Source organism: Rhodococcoides fascians A44A (assembly GCF_000760735.1).
Classification (GTDB): domain Bacteria; phylum Actinomycetota; class Actinomycetes; order Mycobacteriales; family Mycobacteriaceae; genus Rhodococcoides; species Rhodococcoides fascians_E.
Genome location: NZ_JMEX01000005.1, coordinates 482,664 through 504,567, shown reverse-complemented (window position 1 = coordinate 504,567; position 21,904 = coordinate 482,664). Strand labels below are relative to the sequence as shown.

Genomic DNA, 21,904 nt, shown 5'->3' with positions numbered 1-21,904 from the left:
TACAGTTACAGGTATGTTTCGGCTTGTCGGGGGCTGTTCGTTACACCGAAAAGGGCGGCGTCAGGCGTGAAACATCACACCCGACACCGCCCGTGAAGAATCGATCACCGACAACCGGTCACGGGTTGTCGTGGCCCTCGTCCGAGGAGTCCGCGTCGGTCGGGGAGCCGGACTCGGTGCCGAAACCGGTCTGCTCGGCGAGGAACTTCTCGAATTCCGCACCCAGTTCGTCACCGCTCGGAAGGTCCTGATCCTTCGCCAACAACGTCGACTGCTGCTCCTGGGCTGCGACGTACGTGTCGTACTGACGCTCGAGCGCGTGGACGACCGACTGGACTTCCTCGTTGCCGGTGATGTGCTCGTCGACCTGTTCCTTGACGCGAGCCGCAGCCTGCCCCAGCGCGACGAGGGGAAGGTCGAGCTCGCCGGCGGTGCTGACGTTCTCGAGCAAGGTCTCCGCGGCCGCCGGGTAATCCGTCTGCGCGAGGTAGTGCGGAACGTGAACGGAGAAGCCCATGGACTCGTGACCGTGCTGGGCCATCCGTAGTTCGAGCAGCGACGAGGCGCTACCGGGAACCTGCAGCTCACCGGACCAGCTCTGATCCTCGGGAACCAAATCCTTGTTGGACGAATGGGCCGTCACACCGAGCGGGCGGGTGTGCGGGATCGCCATCGGGATCGAACCGAGACCGATGGTGCGACGAACCCCGAGTTGCTCGGCAAGAAGGCGTACCGCAGTGGTGAACTTCTCCCACCGCAGATCCGGCTCCATCCCGGACAACAGAAGGAACGGCGTGCCGGTGTTGTCCTTGACGGCGTACAGATTGAGCTCGGGAGCGTCGTAGTCCGAGAAATGATCGGACTTGAAGGACATCGTCGGGCGCCGCGACCGATAATCGATCAGCTCGTCCACATCGAACGACGCGACCAACTCCGTTTCCAGCGTCTCCCGCAGATGCTTCGTCGCCAACTTCACCGCATGACCGGCGTCGGAGAATCCTTCGAGACCGTGGACCAGGATCGGCCCCACTCCGTCGCTGGAAGAGATCTGTGGAGCCGGAAACTCCAGCTCGTACATACTCGACTTCTCGTCCATGCCGGACCCCTTTCGCTAGTTCGTTCGAGGCCCGGTGCGCGAGGAGGACGCCGAAACCGACTTCGAGACAGGATACTCGTGCGGTTCGGGCGGTAGCACCGGAAGTCGCTTTCACGACACCCACTCCCCAATGAACACCTCCCGTCGTGTCGTTCATTCCCTGTGACCGCTGGATGAGACTTCGGTCAGCCCCCGAAACTCTCGAGCGCGCGGATCTTGTTGGTGACGTCCAGGGCCGCGACCTTGTACGCCTCCGACAAGGTGGGGTAGTTGAACACGGCGTCGACCAGGTAATCGACGGAGCCACCGCACCCCATGACTGCTTGGCCGATGTGGATCAGGTCGGTGGCTCCCGAACCGAAGATGTGCACCCCCAGCAGCGACCTGTCCTCCGTCGACACGAGCAGCTTGAGCATGCCGTAGGAGTCGCCGGCTATCTGGCCTCGCGCCAGCTCCCGATAGCGCGAGACACCTACCTCGTACGGGACGGAGTTCTTCGTCAGCTCCACCTCCGTGGCGCCTACGTAGGAGACTTCGGGAATCGAGTAGATTCCGATCGGCTGTAGGTCCATCAGCCCTTTGCTCGGTTCACCGAACGCGTGGTACGCGGCCAGTCGTCCCTGATCCATCGATGTAGCGGCCAATGCAGGAAACCCGATGACGTCCCCGACCGCATAGATGTGATCGACCTTCGTCTGAAAGTTGTCGTCGACGAAGATGCGGCCCCGCGCGTCGGCTTCGAGTCCCGCGTTCTCCAGTGACAGTGCATCGGTCAAACCCTGGCGTCCCGCCGAGTACATGACGGCCTCGGCCGGTATGCGTTTTCCGCTGGCTAGTGTGGTCACCGTGCCGGACGGTCCGACGTCCACTGCCGTGACTGCTTCACCGAAACGGAACGTCACCGCCAGATCACGCAGATGGAACTGCAGCGATTCCACGATCTCGCGGTCGCAGAAGTCCAGCATGGTGTCTCGTTTCTCGACGACGGTCACCTTCGTGCCGAGTGCCGCGAACATCGACGCATATTCGATACCGATGACACCCGCACCGACCACGACCATCGAAGCGGGTATGAACTCGAGGTTCAGAATTCCGTCGGAATCGAGGACTCGGTAGTCGTCGAACTCGATGTCCGCGGGACGCGCTGGGGCGGTGCCCGTGGCGATCACGACATTCTTCGCCTTGACGGTGATCCGCTCGCCACGTTGGTCGTCGTCGATGTCGACGGTGTGGGCATCCAGGAAGCGACCCGTGCCGGTGATCAGTTCGATTCGGTTCCGCAGCAGCTGCGAGCGGACGACCTCGATCTCCTTGCCGATCACGTGGGCCGTGCGAGCAAGCAGATCCGCCGGAGTGATGTTCGCCTTGACACGGTAGCTGGCACCGTACAGCTCTCTCTGATTCATTCCGGTGAGGTACAGAACGGCCTCGCGCAGAGTTTTCGACGGGATGGTCCCGGTGTTCACACAGACACCGCCGAGCATCTTTCCCTTCTCCACCATGGCAACCCGTTTACCGAGCTTTGCCGCCGCGATGGCGGCCTTCTGCCCACCGGGTCCCGAGCCGATCACCACGAGGTCGTATTCCATCGATGCAGACATGGATCATGAATACTCCGCGTGCGCGAAGTTCGGATGCCGCTCCGGTCACAAGCACGTGAACACCGAACAGTTCGGCATGTACGAATGTCGCTACTCCTGCATGGGTTGTGGAAGTGTGATGTCAGGACATTTCAACCCGAGTGTGGAGGAAGCAATGCCGCAAACTGTGCGAGCCGTGGTCGCGATGGCGAAGGGTGAGCCTGTCTCGATCGAGCAGGTCACCATTCCTGATCCCGGGCCCAACGATGTGGTGGTGACGATCGCCGCGTGCGGGGTGTGTCATACCGATCTGCATTACCGCGAGGGCGGGATCAACGACGAGTTCCCGTTCCTGCTCGGCCACGAGGCTGCAGGCACCGTCGAGACGATCGGGGACGCGGTCACCCACGTGGAGGTCGGGGATTTCGTGGTGTTGAACTGGCGTGCGGTGTGTGGTGAATGCCGGGCCTGCAAGAAGGGCAAGCCCTGGTACTGCTTCGATACGCACAATGCGTCGAAGAAAATGACCCTGGCCGATGGCACGGAGCTTTCGCCGGCGTTGGGTATCGGTGCGTTCGCGGACAAGACGTTGGTGCACGAAGGGCAGTGCACGAAGGTGAATCCGGAGTCCGATCCTGCGGTGGTGGGGTTGCTCGGGTGCGGTGTGATGGCCGGGCTCGGTGCGGCGATGAACACCGGCAACGTCTCGCGTGGTGATTCGGTGGCGGTCATCGGGTGTGGTGGTGTCGGTGATGCGGCGATCGCGGGTGCGAAGTTGGCGGGGGCGACGACGATCATCGCTGTCGATCGGGACAAGGGAAAGCTCGAGTGGGCGAAGGATCTCGGTGCCACGCACACCGTCGATGCGTCGGCGGTCGATGCGACGTCGGCGGTGCAGGAGCTCACCGGTGGGTTCGGTGCGGATGTGGTGATCGATGCGGTGGGTCGTCCGGAGACGTGGAGGCAGGCGTTCTATGCGCGTGATCTGGCGGGGACGGTGGTGTTGGTGGGGGTTCCGACGCCGGAGATGACGCTGGAGATGCCGTTGATCGATTTCTTCTCCCGTGGTGGGTCGCTCAAGTCGTCGTGGTACGGCGATTGTCTGCCGGAGAGGGATTTTCCGTTGTTGGTGGATCTGTACGAGCAGGGCCGGTTGCCGCTGGAGAAGTTCGTGACCGAACGGATCGGGATCGAGGACATCGAGGCTGCGTTCGAGAAGATGCACAAGGGCACCGTCCTGCGATCGGTGGTCGAACTGTGAGCCTGCGTATCGACAAGGTGGTGACCTCGGGAACCTTCGCTCTCGACGGAGGTGAATGGGATGTCGAGAACAACATCTGGCTGATCGGCGACGACAGCGAAGTGGTGATCGTCGATGCGGCTCACGACGCTCGCCCGATCATCGAGGCCGTGGCGGGCCGGACGGTGAAGGCGATCGTGTGCACACACGGCCACAACGATCACGTCACCGTGGCGCCGGAGCTCTCCCGCGAGCTCGACGCGCCGATCCTGCTCAACCCGGCCGACGACGTGTTGTGGGAGCAGACCCATCCCGGACTCGCGCACTCCACGCTCGAGGACGGTCAGCGAATCTCCGTGGCAGGTACGGAGATCCTGGCGCTGCACACACCGGGACACTCGCCGGGCTCGACGTGCCTCCACGTGCCCGAGGCACGTCAGTTGTTCTCCGGGGACACCCTGTTCTCCGGCGGGCCCGGTGCCACCGGACGGTCGTACTCCGATTTCCCGACCATCATCGGCTCGATCCGGGATCGGTTGTTCGCGCTGCCCGCCGACACCCGTGTGAACACCGGACACGGTGACGGAACGAGCATCGGCGACGAGTCCCCGCACCTCGAGGAATGGATCAAACGCGGAAGCTGAGCCCCCGCCGTGTTCTCCCGGGTATCTCGGCGGACACGGGCGTGCCTTACGTCCGGTTCCACCCTCCGAATGAGAGGGTGGATCCGGACGTCTTGCCTGAGGTGAACCGGCGAGATTTCCGGTACTTTCCGTGGCCAAAGTCTGGAGGCTCTTCCCGTGGTGCGTCGTAACGCAGGACATCGACCGACTCTTCTCGGGATCGGCATCTGCGCCGCCGTGACACTCGCTGCGTGCGGGTCCGACGTGTCCGGTACCCCCGAGCCGGCCGGCACCAGCGGGTCACCGTCGGTATCGGCCGAGGCCACGGACCTGAACGCGCTGTTGGTCGATCCGTCGGTGTTCCCCGCCCCGTACGAGGCCATCGTCCTTCCGCCACAGGCAATTGCGCAGGCATCACCGGACCTGACGGGAATCCCCGCCGGCGCCGAGGTGAGTCCGGCCGGTTGCAAACCGAAGGAAGTCCGACCGGGCGAAGCCGCCCTGATCGTCGGCACCGACAACACCGATCGCGCCACGATCTCGGTGGAACTGACCGCAACCGACGAGCCGTTGTCGGTACGGGAATCGCAACTTGCCGAATGCGCCGAGGTCCAGGCAACGAAATCCGGTGCAACGTCCACCATCCGCTCGACGGTCGTCCCAGCCCCGCCGATCGACGCCGACGACACCCTCGCTGTCCGCCAGACAGTGTCGTCGGGAACGGGTTCGGACACGGTGACACAGTCGATGTTGACGCTGCTCGCCCAGGTCGGAGACGTCAGGATCGCAGCGACCTACATGTCCTTCGAGCAGGGCGCGACCGACGGCGCGACGTTGGACGAGGTCTTCACCGCAGCGGTGCAGAAGGTGAAGGCCGGCTAGCACATCCCACCGACGTCACCCGTGCCGTCCCTTCTCGGATCGGCCCTCGACGCAGGTGGTTGTCCACAGGGTGCCCGTCATCCACAGGCTGTCTTCCGCCCCAGGTCGGAACCGAGACTCGGAGTTCGGCCCGGGCACGCTGTGCAGCATGACAACCGACTCCGGAACCCACCGACACCCGCCGATACCCGAGCGCATCGTCGGGCCGGGTGAACTCATCGCCGCGATCCCGGCCTTCCTCGGATTCACGCCCGAGCGTTCGCTGGTGTTGATGTGCCTCGACGTTCTTGCCGGGTCGACCCTGGAAGTCCAGACCGTGATGCGCCACGACCTGACCCTGCCGGACCGTTCCGAAGGGCAGTCGCTCTTCGAGTCGGGTGTGACCGAGGACATGCAGAGCGTTATCGAGCACTTCGCTGAGATGTGTGCCCAGTATCAGGTCAGGGCCGCACTGGCAGTCATCGTCGACGATCGCGGTGTCACCGTGGACGGACGGTTCAGGGGCCTCGCACATCGATTGTCCGACCAGCTGCGAGTTCGGGGGGTCGAACTCACCGAGGTGTACCTGATCGCAGAGGTGACCCGGGGGAGCCGGTGGAGGTCCGCGATCGGCGTCATGGAATACGGGTACCTCACCGACCCCAGAACATCGCCCGTTGCACTGGCATACATGCTCCAGGGTCGCGGAGTACACGAATCCCGCACCATGCTGGCAAGAACCGTTCGGCCGGTGGACGATCCGCTGTCGCGGACAGTCGCACGGACACTGGCGTCGGGCGCTGTCGTCGACGTCGGCAGCGACCGCGGACGTCTCCACTCGATCGTCGAACAATTGGAGGAATGGTCGGGGTACTCTCCCGACAACCCTGCCGTGGTCACTCTGCCGCCGGAACGGATCGCGGAGTTCGGAGCGGCGGTCCAGCACGTCATGGTGCGCGACAGCGTCCTCGCACTGGCGCTCACCGGTGTCGCCGGGCTGGCCGAACAGTTGTGGACTCTGCTGATGCGCACGTTGCCCGCGCCGGAACGGGCATGCCCGGCAACGCTGTTGGCGTTCAGTGCCTATACGCGGGGCGAAGGCGCGCTGGCGTCCGTTGCGCTCGACATCGCCCACCAGGCGGACGAGAACTACTCGCTCGCTCACCTGCTGAGCCGCTCGCTCGCCGCAGGCGCGCGGCCCTCGATGATCCGGGAGGTGGCGCTCAGCGGATATGCAGTGGCCGAGCTGTGCGGAGTCGCGCTCCCGCCGCCGGTGGACTGACCTGTACCGAAATGCCCCTACCGGATGCTACGGCCGTGCCGAATGCGCTCGATCGCCCAACTTCTGGAGGAAGTTCCACGCATCGGCGACGATGACATCGAGGTCGGTCCTTTGCGGCGACCACCCGAGTTCGGTGGTGGCGCGTTCGCTCGAAGCGATGAGAACCGCCGGATCACCTGCCCGGCGCGGCGCGTTCTCCACCGCAATGGGCAGTCCGGTGACGCGCTCGCAGGCGTCGATGACCTCGCGTACCGAAAAACCTTGACCGCTGCCCAGATTGAAGATCGTGTGCGATCCCGGCGTTGCCGACTCGAGTGCGAGGATGTGGGCATCGGCAAGATCGAGCACGTGGATGTAGTCACGCACCGCGGTGCCGTCGGCAGTCGGCCAATCCGTTCCGAACACCGAGATCTTGGCCCGCTGACCGAGGGCGGTCTGCAGAACCAGCGGAATCAGATGCGTTTCCACGACTCGGTTCTCGCCGAAACCCGCATACGCGCCCGCGACATTGAAGTACCGCAGGCTGGTCGCGGCCAGGCCGTAGGCGTTCGAGTACGACGTGATGGCGTGGTCGATGGCCAGTTTGGTTGCGCCGTACGGATTGGTGGGCGCGGTAGGCATCGACTCCGTGATCGGAGTTCGCTCCGGCTCACCGTACGTCGCGGCCGTGGACGAGAAGACGAGCTTCGGTGTGCCCGACTCCCGGATCGCCTCGAGCAACGCGAGCGTGGTCACCACATTGCCCGACCAGTACCGATCGGGCGCCACCACGGACTCTCCGACGAGAGACTGCGCAGCGAAGTGCAGAACTCCGTCGAACCGGCCGTCGCCGAGAATCGACGACGCGACATCCTTGATGTCCGCCTCGACGAACTCGGCGCCTGCCGGAACCGCATCCCGATTGCCGGTCGACAAGTTGTCCACCACCACGACCTCGTGGCCGCGTTCGATCAGGACGGCAGCGCACACGCTGCCCACGTACCCGGCTCCACCGGTCACCAACAACTTCACGTCCGTGACTCCGCTCAGACCTGCTTCACCTGGACGGCGTGAGCCATCTCCTCGGAAATATCGATGCCGTCGTGGCCCGGGACCGTGATCGTCACCGTGCCGGGCTTGGCCTCCACCGTCACACGCGCGTCGGGCACGACGCCTGCATCGCGCAGCTGCGCGATGACCTCGGGGTCGGACTGGACGTGCTCCGCGAGGCGACGGACGACCACGGCCGTTGCGTTCCCGTGGGGCAGATCGGTCAACCTGATCAGGTCCTCCGGCGCGGCAGCCGGCTGACCGAGCCCGAGTTCGGCCAAGCCGGGGATCGGATTCCCGTAGGGCGAGGTCGTCGGGTTGTTCAGCACGGCCACGAGCCGACGCTCGACTTCCTCGCTCATGACGTGCTCCCAGCGGCACGCCTCGGCATGGACGTCTTCCCAGCGCAGACCGATCACATCGACGAGCAGCCGCTCGGCGAGCCGATGCTTGCGCATCACTGCGACGGCAAGGCTGCGGCCCTTCTCCGTCAGTTCCAGGTGGCGGTCACCCGCGACCGAAAGCAGCCCGTCTCGCTCCATTCGAGCGACGGTCTGGCTGACGGTGGGACCGCTCTGTTCGAGGCGTTCGGCGATACGTGCCCGCAGCGGTACGACGCCCTCTTCTTCCAAGTCGTAAATCGTCCGGAGGTACATCTCCGTGGTGTCGACCAGATCCTTCACACTCAACCCCTTCGTCGCAACGGATTCTACCGTTGATCGGCGCATAGTGGCGCCGTAGGCCATGTGCCCGCGTGCCGCGAATTCGTACCCGCCGGTAACCGACTACAACACCGAGGGACGCTCGCACAGTCCCGGCGGGACAAGTAGCGTTGCGTTTCATGGCAGATCAGGCGACGGCATCGCCACCACGAACTCCGGTGGCAGGCGACGACATCGTCGTCTGGAGCGCGGATTACCTCTCCTATCGGTGGAGTGCGGATCATCCGATGAACCCCACGCGTCTGGATCTGACGATGCAGCTCGCGCGACAGATCGGTGTTCTGGACGGAATAGAACTCGTCGAACCCACTGCGGCTCCGGACGAGGAGCTGCTCCGAATTCACACACCCGCCTACATCGAGGCGGTCAAACGTGCGCCGGAGAAGGGTACGGCGTTGGTGGACCCGGATCACGTGGAACACGGACTGGGATCGGACGACAACCCGGTGTTCGAGAAGATGCACGAAGCATCCGCGATGCTCACCGGTGGTTCACTGACCGCGGCACGGGAAATCGCGGCCGGACGGGCACGGCGGGCCGTGAGCATCGGCGGCGGCATGCACCACGCCATGGCCGACTGGGCGTCCGGATTCTGCGTCTACAACGACGCTGCGGTCGCCATTTCGTGGTTGCTCGACAACGGTTTCGACCGTATCGCCTACATCGACGTCGACGCCCACCACGGTGACGGTGTGCAACAGGCGTTCCTCGGTGATCCCCGAGTGCTGACGGTGTCTCTTCATCAACATCCCGCGACGCTGTGGCCCAACACCGGATGGTCGAGCGAAGTCGGCTCGGGACCGGCCGAAGGGACCGCGATCAACATTCCGCTGTTGCCTGGAACCGGAGACCGGTTGTGGCTGCGCGCGTTTCATGCGATCGTGCCGGGGGCCATCTCGGCGTTCCGCCCGCAGATCATCGTCAGCCAGTGCGGTGTGGACAGCCACCGGGAGGACCCGTTGGCCGACCTGGCGTTGACCGTCGACGGTCAGAATGCGGCATTCCTCGCCATGCGTGACCTCGCGGACAGGTACTCCGAGGGACGGTGGCTCGCGGTCGGCGGAGGTGGTTACGGTCTCGTGCGCGTCGTGCCCCGTGCATGGACGCATCTGATCGCTGCCGCTCTGGGCCGAAGCATCGACCCCGGCCTCGCTCTGCCCGAGCAGTGGCGTGACCGTGTGCGCGCCATCGCTCCGAGTGTCGATCTACCGCAGGTGATGGGAGACGGTGGCGACATCGACTATCCACCGTGGGACGGCCCGGGCGGCGCCGTGGCGGGGAGCGTCGAGGCCGCCGATCGTGCGCTCGAGCGTGTCGACTCGGCGATCATCGCCACCCGGCGAGCAAGCTTTCCCCTGCTCGGCCTCGACCCGGAGGACCCTCGTGACTGAACCCACCGCCAAAGAGCGCGAACGAGAACGTGCCGAGACATCCTTTCCCAAGCACTGGGTCGCCGACGTGTTGGCATCCGACGGGGGAGTGGTCCACCTGAGGCCGATCGTCCCGTCGGACGCGGATGCTCTCGTCGCCTTCCATGGGCGCCTCTCCGAACGCACGCGCTACCTGCGTTACTTCGGCCCCTACCCGACGATGCCGCAGCGAGACGTTCTCAACTTCACGACGGTCGATCATCACGCCCGAGTCGCGTTCGTGGCGATTCTCGGTGACGACATCATCGCCGTCGGTCGCTACGAGCGTCTGCCCGAAGGTGACGGCAATTCCGCCGAGGTCGCCTTCGTCGTCGCCGATTCCCACCAGGGCCGCGGACTCGGACCGATTCTGTTGGAGCATCTCGCCGGAGCGGCGGCCGAGAACGGAGTGACGATGTTCGTCGCCGAGGTTCTCGCCGAGAATCGAAACATGGTCACGGTGTTCCGTGAGGCCGGGTACCAGGTCTCACGCAGCTTCGAAGGCGGCGTTCTTCGGCTCGAGTTCGCGATCGACCCCAGTGAAGCTCTTCTCTCCGTGCGAAATTCACGCGAGCGAGCAGCCGAAGCGCGCAGTGTGAGAAACGTGCTGAGCCCGACGTCCGTTGCCGTGATCGGCGCGTCGACCGACAGTTCGAAAGTCGGCAACGCGGTGCTCGCGAACCTGCTCGCCGGCGGCTTCACCGGGCCGGTCTACCCGGTCAACGCCGACCACCGATCGGTTCGCGGAGTTCGGGCCTACCCGACGGTCCACGACATTCCGGATTCGGTGGACCTGGCGATCGCTGCGGTGCCTGCGGATTCGATCGACGAGGTGCTCGACGACTGTCTCGACAAGGGCGTGAAGGCGCTCGTGGTCGTATCCGCCGGATTCGGAGAGTCCGGTCCGGAAGGGCAGGAGAACGAACGTCGGCTCGTGCGCTCCGCGCGGGCCCACGGCATGCGGCTGGTCGGACCGAACGCTCTCGGTGTCGCCAACACCGACCCCGAATTCGCGCTGAACGCGACGCTCGCACCGTCCCTTCCCATGCCGGGTCACGTGGGGTTCTTCTGCCAATCGGGCGCACTAGGAATCGCTATTCTGGATCAGGCGACGAAACGCAGTCTGGGGTTTTCCACCTTCGTCTCGGCAGGAAACCGTGCCGACGTCTCCGGTAACGATCTACTCCAGTACTGGGATTCCGATCCAGCGACGGAAGTCGTTCTGCTGTATCTCGAAAGCTTCGGTAATCCAAGGAAATTCACCCGAATCGCGCGGCGGGTGGCGCGGTCCAAGCCCATCGTCGCCGTCAAGAGCGGGCGCGGTGCGATCCCCCCGGCACTCGCCACCGGCCCCGACATCGACGATTCGATCGTGAAAGCGCTGTTCGAACAGGCAGGCGTCATACAGGTCGACACCATTGCGCAGCTGTTCGACTGCGCAATCCTGTTCGGTTTCCAGCCTCTGCCCACCGGGCCACGTGTTGCGGTCGTCGGCAACTCCACCGCACTCGGTGTCCTCGCCGTCGATGCTGCACGAGCCGAAGGACTGCACGCGGGAGCGCCCATCGATGTCGGACCTCAAGCGGGCCCACAGGAGTTCGCGGCGGCTGTGTCCGGCGCGTTGCAGGCGGGAGACGTCGACTCGGTGATCGTGGTCTTCGTGCCTCCGGTCGCAGTGACCGTCGAGCCCTTCGCCGAAGCGCTGGGCGACGCCGTCCGCGGCGCAGACAAGCCTGTCCTGACGACTTTCCTTGCAACCGAGGGTATTCCCGACGTGCTGGCGGTCCGAGGAGAGCAGGGGCAACCCGTGCGGGGATCGGTTCCGTCGTACTCCAGCCCGGAGCGTGCCGTGACAGCACTCGCGAAGGCGTGGCGCTACAGTGCGTGGAGAAGTAGGCCGGCGTCCACGCCGATCCGACCGAACGGCATCGACTCCGAACGCGCCTCGGCGTTGGTCCGTGGCTGGATGTCCGCCGACAAGGATCGATGGCTGTCGGATTTCGAATCTGCAGAACTGCTGTCCTGCTACGGAATCGAGGTCGTGGATTTCCGATCCGTCACCGACGAGGCCGAGGCGGTCGCCGCAGCGGAAGAACTCGGCTATCCCGTGGCCGTCAAGGCAACCGGGGAACTGTGGAAGCACCGGCCGGACCTCAGCGGAGTTCGTCTCGATCTTGCCGGCGCGGACGCGGTGCGTATCGCGTACCACACCCTCGCGCACGAGACGGGCGAACCACTCCTGCAGGTGCAGCGTATGGCGCCCAAGGGAATCGGCTGCGTGGTGCAGGTTCAGGACGACCCCAGCTTCGGGTCGCTCATCTCCTTCGGGCTGGCCGGCGTCATCTCGGACCTGCTGGGAGACCGTGCGTATCGCGTGCTCCCACTGACCGAGGACGAAGCCGTACAACTGATCGACGCGCCCAAAGCCGCGCCCCTGCTGTCCGGTTACAGAAATGCGGTCCCCGTGAACAAGAGCGCGCTCGTCGACCTCGTTCAGCGGGTCTCGGCAATGGCCGACGACATCCCCGAACTGCGGGAACTCGTCTGCGAGCCGGTCCTGGCGTCGGCGCGCGGGGCGGAGATCATCGACACACGACTGCGCGTCGGACCCGAACCCACCCGAGCAGATCTGGGCCCGCGTCGCCTGCGGTGACCACCGCGAGGTGAACACAAGCAGTAGCCGCTCCGAATGCACGAGCATTCGGAGCGGCCACTGCTTTGGGTGAGTCAGCGGGGCGACTCACCGCTGCACCACCTGACTTGGGGCTGGAGATCAGCTCGCGTAGGAGCGCAGCTTCTCGGCACGGTCTCCTTGACGCAGTTTCACCATGACCTCACGCTCGATCTGGCGAACACGCTCCCGCGAGAGACCGAAAAGCTTACCGATCTGGTCGAGAGTGCGCGGCTGACCGTCGTCGAGGCCGTAGCGAAGCCGAATGACCTGCTGCTCGCGTTCGTCGAGCGTTCCCAGCACAGTCCGCACGTCGGTGTGAAGGAGCCCGGCGATGACAGCGTTCTCGGCCGACGTGGCCTCGGAATCTTCGATGAAGTCGCCGAGTGGCGCCTCCTCGTCGGTACCGACCGGCATGTCCAGGCTGACCGGGTCACGGCTGTGATCGAGAAGGTCTGCGATCTTCTCCGCGGGAATTCCGGACTCGTTCGACAGTTCCTCGTCGGTAGCCTCGCGGCCGAGCTGCTGATGCAGCTCGCGCTTGATCCGGGCCAGCTTGTTCACCTGCTCCACCAGGTGAACAGGAAGCCGGATCGTGCGGCTCTGATCAGCCATGCCGCGCGTGATGGCCTGGCGGATCCACCACGTGGCGTACGTGGAGAACTTGAACCCCTTGGCATAGTCGAACTTCTCCATCGCTCGAATCAGTCCCAGGTTGCCTTCCTGGATGAGGTCGAGCAGAGGCATACCGCGTCCGGTGTATCGCTTGGCGAGCGACACGACCAGGCGGAGATTGGCCTCCAGAAGGTGGCTACGGGCTGCACTTCCGTCGCGCACGATGATGGCGAGATTCCGCTTCTTGGCGGCGGTCAACCGCTTGGTGTTCTCCAGCACGTTCTTCGCGTACAACCCCGCCTCGATCCGCTTGGCGAGATCCACTTCCTCATCCGCGGTCAGCAGAGCTGTGCGGCCGATTCCGTTGAGGTAGACGCGGACCAAATCTGCGGCCGGGCTCTGGGCGTCGAGGTCGGCATCGCTGGGGCGCGGGCGGGTCGTGGTGCTGGGGCTGGTCATGACTTGCCTCCTGATCGGTGGTGTCTCATAGTGCTCAACGTCCGGAAGACTTCGATAAGTTCCCGCGCTCCACCCTCTGATACCCGCCTGACCAGGCTCTATCCCTTACTCGTCCTGAGAAGTTGCTGAGAAGCTTCTCTCGGTCGGAACTTGCCCCGACACGGCCCGAAAGCCTCGGGGCCTGATCAGGCCGTGACGAAAGAGATCGACCACCAAAGCCGTGGCTGCAGGCGTCAGGTCCTCCGGTTCCGCGTCGTGCGCGATCGCGAGCAGTTCGACCAACTCGGCCAGCGGCAATCCGCCCGGTGACATTCCAGCGAGCAGGGCAGCGCCCAGGTCGTCGATCTCGTGTTGCCAGTTGGGTCCGTTGCCGCGGTGCACGCGGGTCACCACCGGCGACCACCCCTCGTCTCCGGGCAGCGACACCTTCTCCAGTGCCGTCGCCGGATCCAGCTCGAAGACGGCAGTCTGGACGTCGTTCTCGCGTAGCCACGTCAATCGAGCGAAGTAGTCGATCGCCTCGTCGCCCAGCGGATCGTCGAACGCGTGCCGCAGGTCCTCGGCGAGAACATCGGTGGGAAGGTCGGTTCGGCGTAGATAGACGAACCCGAACCCGATGCCCGTCACGTCGGCCGATTCGAAGTGATCGAGCCACGCCTCGGCCTGGACCGCTCCGGCTCCGTCTCGCGGATCGACGCCGCCGTCCTTCATCCACGTCCCCACGTACAGAGCCGGATCGGCGACGTCACGTTGGAGGATCCACGCGTCGACGCCGTGCTCGGGCAACCAGGACGCCACCCGCCGTCGCCAGTCCTCGCCGTCGACGTGAATCCACGACGCGAGGACGGCAGCCGTGCCTCCGATGACGAGATGCGTCGGGGCCTGCTCGATCATGAGCCGGCTCGCGCCGTCCAGGTCGATCCCCGAGTCCCGATAGCTGTGGCTGACCGTGCCGAGCCCGACGACGAACGGCGGATTGGCGACGATTCGATCGAAGACACGTCCCTTCACCGGTTCGAACCACGACCCGCGAAGAAGCTCGACATCCATGTCGTTGAGAGCGAACGTGGCCGCGGCCAACAACATCGACCTTTCGCTGATATCGGTCCCGGTCACCGAGTCCGCATAGTGTGCCGCGTGGACGGCCTGCACCCCGCAGCCTGTTCCGACATCCAGAACCGACGGGACCGGTGTCGTCGGAGTCCCGCGCAACAGGGACAGAGACGCCTGGCCGACTCCGAGGACGTGGTCGGGTGCAGTCGGGGCGTCTCGCATGCTGCCGTCGAGATCGGACACGACCCAGCGGGTGCCCGATCCGGTGTCGAGCGGCCTGATGTCCACGGCAGCCCGAACCAGACCCGGGCCGCTGCGCCCGACGATCCCCGCCGCGACAGCGTCGTCCAGCGGCAGTGGTGCCAGTGCCGCCGACGCATCCGCCTCGGGAACGTCGTCGACGAGAAGAAACAGACGAATGAGCACGCCCAGATCCCCGAGCGCACGGGACGCCCGCCGAACCGGAACCGGCTCACTGCGACCGAGTGCGGAGTGAGCGTCGACGCCGAGGGCGTCGAGCAGGGCATCAGCGGAGTACCCGACCCGCAGGAACGCGTCGCGCAGCGGTGGGCAGGCCGAGAGCAGCGGTGCAGTCACATCGCTCAGTCTCTCAGGACGGAGCGAGCGTTCAGTCCTCGCCTGCCTCGATCACGTGGTGCGCGCGCGCCTCGATCGCGGGGTCCTCCTGTCGGCGGCCGTCGTAGCGACTCACCTCGTCCTTCGTGCGAGGCGGTCGATCGTTGGCGATCAACACCGCCATCCACGGAAGCGGGATGGATACACCGACGATCGCCATGGCAATCCACGGGTTGGCCCAGATGCTGTAGGAAACGGCGGCGAGCACCAGCGCGGGGATCCGAAACGACATGATGAACATGTACTTCTTCACGCGAGCACGATGCTGTTCTTCCACCGACGTTCGTGCTTCGGTGATCAGTGCGGGGTGACGGGCCGAGCCGCTGTCCGCCGGGTCGGAGAACCCGGATGTTCGCGTCATACCTCCACTGTGTCACTACGTTGCTCGGATTGCACTGAACGGTAGGTGGTCGTGGCTCGCTCCGGTGCGGAATAATCGGGGCATGAGCACTCAGACCAAGGAACGTCCCGATATCGCGCCGGACGAGACCACCGACGACGACCGGCCCAAATTCTTCCACTACGTCAAGAAGAACAAGATCGCCGAGAGCGCGGTCATGGGTACCCACGTGGTCGCGCTGTGCGGCGAGGTGTTTCCCGTCACCAAGTCGGCCAAGCCTGGTTCGCCGGTGTGCCCCGACTGCAAGAAGGTCTACGACGGCTTGAAGAAGGGCGACTGATCCGACCTTTCCGACCCACCGTTCTGCTGTGCAGACGGATGGGTCGGGCCGGTCTCGGGCGAGTCCGCGTGCGGCTCGGGTTCTGCTTGGGAGAACCCGGCCCGCTTGGGTCGTGACCGGTCGCCGGTCAGGCGGATGGGACCGGTGGCGAGACGCCAGGCGACGGCGGACACTGCCCCCGACTCCTCGTAAGCGGCCTGTGCGGCGAGCCACTCCCTCATCTGCTCGATCCTGGTGGCGCGCGCCGGAAAGAACTCCTGGATGGTCGCGTTGAATTCGGCGCCGAGCACCACGGCGAAGCCGAGAAAGAACGTGAAGAGCAGGAATGCGATCGGGGTCGCCAGCGCGCCGTAGGTGTAGCCCGTCCCGGTGACCCAGGTGAGATAGAACCGCAGCACGGCGCTCGCGATCATGAAGAAGACACCGGCCAGCAACGCGCCGCCCAGAAGTCGATGCCAGGGCAGAGACGTGTGCAACGCGACCTTGTACAGCGTGGTCAGCCCGGCGATCAACAGCAGGCCGACTGCCGGGTAGTAGAGGATGTCGATCAGTTCGCTACCGATCTCGAACCACGAATCGGGTAGCAACGCTTGAACGTACGTCGGCCCCAGTGCAACGAGCGGAAGCACGAACACCGCGACGATCAGGAAGGCGACGTACAGCAGGAGCGCGAAGATGCGCTGCCACACCGGATTGCGGGCGTCCTGCTGACCGTGGGCCTCGACGATGGAATCGACGAACGTCGAGATGGCCGACGACCCCGCCCACAGCGACAGAACGAAACCGCCCGAGACGATCTCGCCCCGACCTTGCTGCAGAATGTCCTGCACGGTCGGTTCGATGATGCCGTCGACGACGCTGTCGCTGAACAGCGTGCTGCTGAACGTGATGATCTTGGACTCGATGATGTCGATGGTGTTCGGACCGAACCATCCCGCGACGAATCCGAGACTTCCCAGGACGCCGAGCAGCAGGGGCGGCAGAGACAGGGTCTGCCAGAAGGCCGCGGTCGCGGACTTGCTGAATATCGAGTCGTCCCATGCCTTGCTCAGTGTGCGCAAGGTCACCACCCACACCAGCCGCACGGGGTGGCGTGCCGACAACTGCTCGGTCGGCGAGGGGGAAGCCGTCGATTCGCTCATGGTCACTCCAGCATTCCTGACGCCGGGCACGAGCGCTCGTTCCACCCCGCCCGCAGCCCTTCGGCGTGTCGTACGACTCCCTCTAGCTCGGCGATGAGGAATCGGTCGGTGCCGAGAGTTAGGCTCCACGGCGGACACTGCAAGGCGAGGCGAGAGCGCGAGGACATTCATCGATGCCAGGAATCGGCGGCCAGTGAGCGCTGACATGACCGACACGACAGACCCGATCGACGCCTCGACGGCACCCGCAGCAGGTGGTGCGCCGCTGCGCGCGTGGCAGAGGCGTGCTCTGACGAAATATCTGGTGTCCTCTCCGAAGGACTTCTTGGCGGTCGCGACGCCCGGTGCAGGTAAGACGACGTTCGCGCTGCGTGTGGCATCGGAGTTGCTCGCTCACCGGACGGTCGATCAGGTGACCGTCGTCGCACCGACGGAGCATCTGAAACATCAGTGGGCCGAATCCGCGGCACGAGTCGGCATCGCGCTGGACTCGCGGTTCTCCAACTCGACCGGTCAGACGTCGAGCGATTACCACGGTGTCGTCGTCACGTACGCGCAGATCGCGTCGCACCCGTTCAGGCACCGGGTCCGCACGGAGAGTCGTAAGACGCTCGTCATCCTCGACGAGATTCACCACGGCGGCGATGCGAAGAGTTGGGGTGAGGGCATTCGGGAGGCGTTCGGTGACGCCACTCGTCGCCTCGCGCTGACCGGAACTCCGTTCCGCAGCGACGACAGCCCCATCCCGTTCGTGAACTACGAGCCGGATCAGGACGGTCTGATGCGCTCGCGCGCGGACCATGCGTACGGCTACTCGGACGCGCTCGCCGACGGCGTCGTGCGGCCCGTGGTGTTTCTGGCGTACTCGGGCGAGGCGCGGTGGCGCGACAGCGCGGGCGAGGAGTACACAGCCCGTCTGGGCGAGCCTCTGAACGCCGAGCAGACCGCTCGTGCGTGGCGTACCGCGTTGGATCCTCAGGGTGACTGGATGCCTGCGGTCCTGCTGGCGGCCAACACTCGTCTCGGCCAGTTGCGCGCCGGTGGCATGCCCGACGCGGGCGGCCTGGTGATCGCGACGGATCAGACGGTCGCTCGCGCGTACGCGAAGTTGATCGAGGTCATCACCGGCGAAACTCCGTGCATCGTGCTGTCCGACGACCCGACTTCCTCCGCTCGGATCGCGGAATTCGGCAAGAGCGATCAGAAGTGGATGGTTGCGGTGCGGATGGTGTCCGAGGGTGTGGACGTTCCGCGTCTTGCCGTCGGGGTGTACGCCACCAGCGCGTCCACGCCGCTGTACTTCGCACAGGCCATCGGTCGATTCGTGCGATCCAGGCGGCCGGGGGAGACGGCCAGCGTCTTCCTCCCCTCGGTGCCTGTTCTCCTCGATCTGGCGAGCCAGCTCGAGGCGCAACGTGACCACATCCTGGGCAAGCCGCACCGCGAGAAGGACGGTCTCGACGACGACCTCCTGGCGGACGCGAACAAGCAGAAGGACGAGCTCGGCGAGGAAGAGAAGGCCTACACGTCACTCGGCGCCGACGCCGAGCTGGACCAGGTCATCTACGACGGATCCTCGTTCGGGACGGCGACGTTCTCCGGCAGCGACGAGGAAGCCGACTACCTCGGGCTTCCCGGATTGCTCGACGCCAAGCAGATGCGAGATCTGCTGCGGCAGCGGCAGCAGGAACAGATGGAGAAGCCGGCGGCTCCGGTTCCGGCGGTCCCACCGCCGGTCGTGTCGGACCGTGTGTCGACGGCGGGGCAGCTGGCCGCGCTGCGGCGCGAACTCAACTCTCTGGTTGCGGTGTACCACCACCGCACCGGGAAGCCGCACGGCGTCATTCACGGCGATCTACGACGTGTGTGTGGTGGCCCTCCGACGGCCATGGCCACGGCGGATCAGTTGAGCGAGCGGATAGCCCAGTTGCGCAAGATGTGACGAGACCGGTGAACCTGCGACCTGGACAGAGAAGAACGGGTGGCCGCTGATGCGGCCACCCGTTCTCGGTGTCGATGTTGTTGTCGGCAGGTTTACCGGCCCTACACCGTGGAGCCCGATTCGGTCATCACCGTTGCGTTCACTTCACGCAGACGGTCTTCGTGCTCCTTGGCGTGGTGACCGCAGAAGAGAAGCTCTCCTCCGGTCGCGAGCACAACACGTGCGCGAGCCCCTGCACCGCACCGGTCGCACCGGTCGGCAGCTGTCAACTGTGGGCTGGTCAATGTTCCGGGCATGACTCCTCCGTACTGGCGTTCGGTGTCACCCGATTGCCTGGGGCCGGTCCGCCGCGTCGGTATGGCGCGGTCCGTACACTCTTTCAGACGATTGGCAGTCACGTGTTGTTCCCGCGCGCGTTTCTTTGTGTTGTCACTAACACGAAACACGAGGAAACCTGCTGGCCGTGCGTGTGCAGCCTCGGACTGTTCGCTCACAGCTGATTTCGGTACCCCGCAGAACGGCCGCGCCTGGAACAATCGTCGATCGTGAGTGACACCTCGGAAACCTTGCTGCACATCTGCACTCTGGCGGACTGGCTGTCGGTTCGAGAGTCGCCGGGGATCGAGCCGGAGTCGCTGTCGGCCGTCGGTTTCGTGCACCTGTCGACGCCCGCACAGGTGCACTTGCCGGCGAACCGACTGTTCGCCGGCCGAGACGATCTGATTCTGCTCGTTCTCGATCCGGCACGACTGGGGTCACCGGTGCGCTGGGAGCCGGGCGTCCCGGGTGACCCGGACGCCATGGTCTTTCCTCACCTGTACGGGCCGCTGCCCACGTCGGCCGTGACCTCCGTCGTCGAATACCTGCCGGGCGACGACGGCACCTTCACACCGCCGCACCTGTAGATCTACCGGACCAGGGAATCACTGCGCCGTTCACCGTGGCCGTGACCGGGCGAGGATTGCAGCCTGCACGCGCGAGGTGACTCCCAGCTTGGTGAGCACTCTCGACACGTGCGTCTTGACCGTGGTCTCCCCGATGAAGAGCTCACGGGCGATCGCCGCATTGGACATGCCGTCGCCGAGGCACCGCAGCACATCGTGTTCGCGCTCGGTCAGCTCGGTCAACCCAGGAGGTCCGACCTTCGGAACATCGCGGCCGCCCGCTGCGAACGCGTCGATCACCGTCCGAGTGACTTCGGGCGCCAGCACACCGTCGCCGGCGTGAACGGCAGCGATGGCGTCGAGCAACGCGTCGGCGGACACCGATTTCAGAACGAAGCCCGACGCGCCCGCCTCCAGAGCACGGAACACGTAGTCGTCGATGTCGAACGTCGTGAGGACGAGAACACGGGCCAGATCGTTTCCGACGACGGCGGCGGTTGCCTCGATCCCGTCGATGCCCGGCATTCGAATATCCATCAGCACGACATCCGGCGTGTGCGCCCGCGCCTGGTCGATGGCGTCCTGTCCGTCGACTGCTTCGCCGACCACCGTGTATCCGGGCGCGGAGCCCACGATCATCGCCAGGCCCGAGCGAATTGCGGCATGGTCGTCGGCTATCAGTACTCGGATCACGGTGTCGACACCCCGGGCGTGGTCGACAGGGGCAGAACGGCTTCGACGACCCACCTACCGCCGTTCGAGCCGGCACGGAGGTCACCGCCGAGAAGTTCGGCCCGCTGTGTCATGTTGGTCAGCCCCGCTCCAGTGTGTCCGGTCGTGTGCGTCGATGCTTCGGCCGTGGACGGTAGCGCGTTGACGACTTCGATTCGGAGTCTGCCGTGGTCGCACCGGAGGTCGAGCTCGGCCGGTTGGCCCGGCGAATGAACCACCGCGTTCGTCAACGCTTCCTGCACGATTCGAAACGCGGCGTGATCGACCGCCGCCGGAACGGACAGTGATGATGGTGCGCCCGGTGCGAAGTCACCGCTGACGGTGACCTCGGTACCACTGGCACCTGCGGAGGCGACGAGTCTCCCCAACTCGGCAATCCGTCCGGGGGAGCGGGTCTCGTCCACGCCTTCACCCCCGTTTCGCAGCAGTCCGATCATCGCTCGCATCTCGGTCAACGCATCGGTGCTGTTGGACCGGATGGACGACACCACGTCCGCAACACTGTGGTCTGCAGCACCGTGGCTAGAGCCGGTGCAGACCGCGGGCGAGTCGGCACCGCCTCGAGCTGCGACGATGCGCAGGGCTGCCTCGGACTGGATCGCGATAGCCGACAGATGCCCCGCGACGACGTCGTGCAGATCACGGGCCATCCGCGAGCGTTCCGCGTCGATCGCCGCGCGCCTGTCCAACTCCGCGATGACGGTCATGGCCTCGGCTCGCTCGCGTTCACTGTGCGCGATCTCCTTGTGCTGGCGGATGTTCAACGCCCACCCGAGCGGCGTGCCGAGGAACACCGCAGCGCCGCCCAGGGCGATGACGACCTCACGCCAATCCGTCGTGAGGACGAAAGCGACGGTGCACACCACCACGGTCAGAAGCACGGACAAGCGGACGATCCACACCGCCTGGCGTCTGCTGCCGTAGAGCGCGACGCAGTACACGAGGTCGGTCATGATCAGCCAGATCGGCAGCGACGCTCCCACGAGCAGATCCAGCGTGAACGGAAGCGCGGCCGTGCCGAGCGCGAGAACGGGTGCACGCCGCCTCCAGAGCGTGCACACACACAGCAAGGCGAGGATGCCGACCCTGACCCACAGCGGTGGAGGGTTCTCGACCGGAAGGAAGCTGAAGATGTTCGCCCAATACAGGACGATACCCACCGACAGGTACGCCGCCACGACGAGCACGTCTTTGCTCGTCGCCGATAGTTCCGACCAGCGAAGCATCACACCATCACAGCACACTCAC

The 21,904-nt window shown here is 65.1% G+C and carries 20 protein-coding genes; 9 read left to right on the top strand and 11 right to left on the bottom strand.

Annotated elements, in window-relative coordinates; all coding sequences use genetic code 11:
- Positions 1-118: 118 nt before the first annotated feature.
- Together BH95_RS06155 and sthA are read right to left on the bottom strand one after the other, a co-directional pair.
- Positions 119-1,096, bottom strand: a complete 978-nt coding sequence (locus BH95_RS06155; protein ID WP_019664077.1) for a proteasome assembly chaperone family protein — start codon at positions 1,094-1,096, stop codon at positions 119-121.
- Positions 1,097-1,281: 185 nt separating this feature from the next.
- Positions 1,282-2,697 carry a Si-specific NAD(P)(+) transhydrogenase gene (sthA, locus tag BH95_RS06150; protein ID WP_019664076.1) on the bottom strand — a complete coding sequence of 472 codons (1,416 nt, stop codon included), beginning with the start codon at positions 2,695-2,697 and terminating at the stop codon, positions 1,282-1,284.
- A 154-nt stretch (positions 2,698-2,851) separates the two neighbouring features.
- Here sthA and BH95_RS06145 point away from each other — a divergent pair, with 154 nt between their 5' ends.
- From BH95_RS06145 to BH95_RS06130, 4 genes are all read left to right on the top strand, one after another.
- The gene (locus BH95_RS06145; protein WP_033189734.1) at positions 2,852-3,937 is read left to right on the top strand and encodes an S-(hydroxymethyl)mycothiol dehydrogenase; all 1,086 of its coding nucleotides are present in this window, start codon (positions 2,852-2,854) and stop codon (positions 3,935-3,937) included.
- Complete coding sequence (locus BH95_RS06140) at positions 3,934-4,560, top strand: MBL fold metallo-hydrolase (protein WP_037181358.1); 627 nt, start codon at positions 3,934-3,936, stop codon at positions 4,558-4,560. The genes BH95_RS06145 and BH95_RS06140 overlap by 4 nt, the downstream gene beginning before the upstream one ends.
- A 216-nt stretch (positions 4,561-4,776) precedes the next feature.
- On the top strand, positions 4,777-5,421 hold the full coding sequence (locus BH95_RS06135; RefSeq protein WP_033189647.1) for a DUF5642 family protein: 645 nt from the start codon (positions 4,777-4,779) through the stop codon (positions 5,419-5,421).
- Positions 5,422-5,569: 148 nt separating this feature from the next.
- The gene (locus BH95_RS06130; protein ID WP_037142426.1) at positions 5,570-6,682 is read left to right on the top strand and encodes a DUF4192 domain-containing protein; all 1,113 of its coding nucleotides are present in this window, start codon (positions 5,570-5,572) and stop codon (positions 6,680-6,682) included.
- 27 nt (positions 6,683-6,709) lie between these two features.
- Here BH95_RS06130 and galE read toward each other — a convergent pair whose 3' ends face one another.
- Both galE and BH95_RS06120 read right to left on the bottom strand, forming a co-directional pair.
- Positions 6,710-7,693 carry a UDP-glucose 4-epimerase GalE gene (galE, locus tag BH95_RS06125; RefSeq protein ID WP_020110192.1) on the bottom strand — a complete coding sequence of 328 codons (984 nt, stop codon included), beginning with the start codon at positions 7,691-7,693 and terminating at the stop codon, positions 6,710-6,712.
- Between the two features lie 14 nt (positions 7,694-7,707).
- Positions 7,708-8,394, bottom strand: coding sequence for a metal-dependent transcriptional regulator (locus BH95_RS06120; protein WP_019664070.1), 687 nt, complete (start codon positions 8,392-8,394; stop codon positions 7,708-7,710).
- A gap of 158 nt (positions 8,395-8,552) precedes the next feature.
- Here BH95_RS06120 and BH95_RS06115 point away from each other — a divergent pair, with 158 nt between their 5' ends.
- Both BH95_RS06115 and BH95_RS06110 read left to right on the top strand, forming a co-directional pair.
- Positions 8,553-9,824 (top strand): acetoin utilization protein AcuC, encoded by a 1,272-nt coding sequence (locus BH95_RS06115; protein ID WP_026347599.1) that lies wholly within the window; start codon positions 8,553-8,555, stop codon positions 9,822-9,824.
- Positions 9,817-12,495 carry a bifunctional acetate--CoA ligase family protein/GNAT family N-acetyltransferase gene (locus BH95_RS06110; RefSeq protein ID WP_020110191.1) on the top strand — a complete coding sequence of 893 codons (2,679 nt, stop codon included), beginning with the start codon at positions 9,817-9,819 and terminating at the stop codon, positions 12,493-12,495. The genes BH95_RS06115 and BH95_RS06110 overlap by 8 nt, the downstream gene beginning before the upstream one ends.
- 120 nt (positions 12,496-12,615) lie before the next feature.
- Here BH95_RS06110 and BH95_RS06105 read toward each other — a convergent pair whose 3' ends face one another.
- From BH95_RS06105 to BH95_RS06095, 3 genes are all read right to left on the bottom strand, one after another.
- Positions 12,616-13,587, bottom strand: coding sequence for a sigma-70 family RNA polymerase sigma factor (locus BH95_RS06105; protein WP_019664067.1), 972 nt, complete (start codon positions 13,585-13,587; stop codon positions 12,616-12,618).
- 105 nt (positions 13,588-13,692) lie between these two features.
- Positions 13,693-15,237, bottom strand: a complete 1,545-nt coding sequence (locus tag BH95_RS06100) for a N5-glutamine methyltransferase family protein (RefSeq protein WP_037142424.1) — start codon at positions 15,235-15,237, stop codon at positions 13,693-13,695.
- A gap of 31 nt (positions 15,238-15,268) precedes the next feature.
- The gene (locus tag BH95_RS06095; protein WP_019664065.1) at positions 15,269-15,637 is read right to left on the bottom strand and encodes a DUF3099 domain-containing protein; all 369 of its coding nucleotides are present in this window, start codon (positions 15,635-15,637) and stop codon (positions 15,269-15,271) included.
- Positions 15,638-15,719: 82 nt separating this feature from the next.
- Between BH95_RS06095 and BH95_RS06090 the strand changes: the two genes are divergently transcribed.
- Complete coding sequence (locus BH95_RS06090; protein WP_019664064.1) at positions 15,720-15,956, top strand: DUF3039 domain-containing protein; 237 nt, start codon at positions 15,720-15,722, stop codon at positions 15,954-15,956.
- Here BH95_RS06090 and BH95_RS06085 read toward each other — a convergent pair.
- A complete protein-coding gene (locus BH95_RS06085; protein WP_371828077.1) occupies positions 15,929-17,098 on the bottom strand; it encodes a YihY/virulence factor BrkB family protein in 1,170 nt (389 codons plus the stop codon). The genes BH95_RS06090 and BH95_RS06085 overlap by 28 nt on opposite strands.
- A gap of 205 nt (positions 17,099-17,303) precedes the next feature.
- Here BH95_RS06085 and BH95_RS06080 point away from each other — a divergent pair, with 205 nt between their 5' ends.
- Positions 17,304-19,040 carry a DEAD/DEAH box helicase gene (locus BH95_RS06080; RefSeq protein WP_020110188.1) on the top strand — a complete coding sequence of 579 codons (1,737 nt, stop codon included), beginning with the start codon at positions 17,304-17,306 and terminating at the stop codon, positions 19,038-19,040.
- A 101-nt stretch (positions 19,041-19,141) separates the two neighbouring features.
- On the opposite strand, the gene BH95_RS06075 is transcribed toward BH95_RS06080, so the two are convergent.
- A complete protein-coding gene (locus BH95_RS06075; RefSeq protein ID WP_019664061.1) occupies positions 19,142-19,336 on the bottom strand; it encodes a DUF7455 domain-containing protein in 195 nt (64 codons plus the stop codon).
- 249 nt (positions 19,337-19,585) lie between these two features.
- Here BH95_RS06075 and BH95_RS06070 point away from each other — a divergent pair, with 249 nt between their 5' ends.
- Complete coding sequence (locus tag BH95_RS06070) at positions 19,586-19,945, top strand: DUF952 domain-containing protein (protein ID WP_019664060.1); 360 nt, start codon at positions 19,586-19,588, stop codon at positions 19,943-19,945.
- 30 nt (positions 19,946-19,975) lie between these two features.
- On the opposite strand, the gene BH95_RS06065 is transcribed toward BH95_RS06070, so the two are convergent.
- Positions 19,976-20,617 (bottom strand): response regulator, encoded by a 642-nt coding sequence (locus BH95_RS06065; RefSeq protein ID WP_020110187.1) that lies wholly within the window; start codon positions 20,615-20,617, stop codon positions 19,976-19,978.
- A complete protein-coding gene (locus tag BH95_RS06060) occupies positions 20,614-21,882 on the bottom strand; it encodes a sensor histidine kinase (RefSeq protein ID WP_037162995.1) in 1,269 nt (422 codons plus the stop codon). Before BH95_RS06060 ends, BH95_RS06065 begins: the two co-directional genes overlap by 4 nt.
- Positions 21,883-21,904 lie beyond the last annotated feature (22 nt).

Coding starts and splice junctions, on each gene's coding strand:
- BH95_RS06130 (WP_037142426.1), top strand. CDS start 5,570: ATGACAACCGACTCCGGAACCCACCGACACCCGCCGATACCCGAGCGC.
- BH95_RS06115 (WP_026347599.1), top strand. CDS start 8,553: ATGGCAGATCAGGCGACGGCATCGCCACCACGAACTCCGGTGGCAGGC.
- BH95_RS06105 (WP_019664067.1), bottom strand. CDS start 13,587: ATGACCAGCCCCAGCACCACGACCCGCCCGCGCCCCAGCGATGCCGAC.
- BH95_RS06145 (WP_033189734.1), top strand. CDS start 2,852: ATGCCGCAAACTGTGCGAGCCGTGGTCGCGATGGCGAAGGGTGAGCCT.
- sthA (WP_019664076.1), bottom strand. CDS start 2,697: ATGTCTGCATCGATGGAATACGACCTCGTGGTGATCGGCTCGGGACCC.
- BH95_RS06085 (WP_371828077.1), bottom strand. CDS start 17,098: ATGAGCGAATCGACGGCTTCCCCCTCGCCGACCGAGCAGTTGTCGGCA.
- BH95_RS06075 (WP_019664061.1), bottom strand. CDS start 19,336: ATGCCCGGAACATTGACCAGCCCACAGTTGACAGCTGCCGACCGGTGC.
- BH95_RS06095 (WP_019664065.1), bottom strand. CDS start 15,637: ATGACGCGAACATCCGGGTTCTCCGACCCGGCGGACAGCGGCTCGGCC.
- BH95_RS06090 (WP_019664064.1), top strand. CDS start 15,720: ATGAGCACTCAGACCAAGGAACGTCCCGATATCGCGCCGGACGAGACC.
- BH95_RS06155 (WP_019664077.1), bottom strand. CDS start 1,096: ATGGACGAGAAGTCGAGTATGTACGAGCTGGAGTTTCCGGCTCCACAG.
- BH95_RS06080 (WP_020110188.1), top strand. CDS start 17,304: ATGACCGACACGACAGACCCGATCGACGCCTCGACGGCACCCGCAGCA.
- BH95_RS06060 (WP_037162995.1), bottom strand. CDS start 21,882: ATGCTTCGCTGGTCGGAACTATCGGCGACGAGCAAAGACGTGCTCGTC.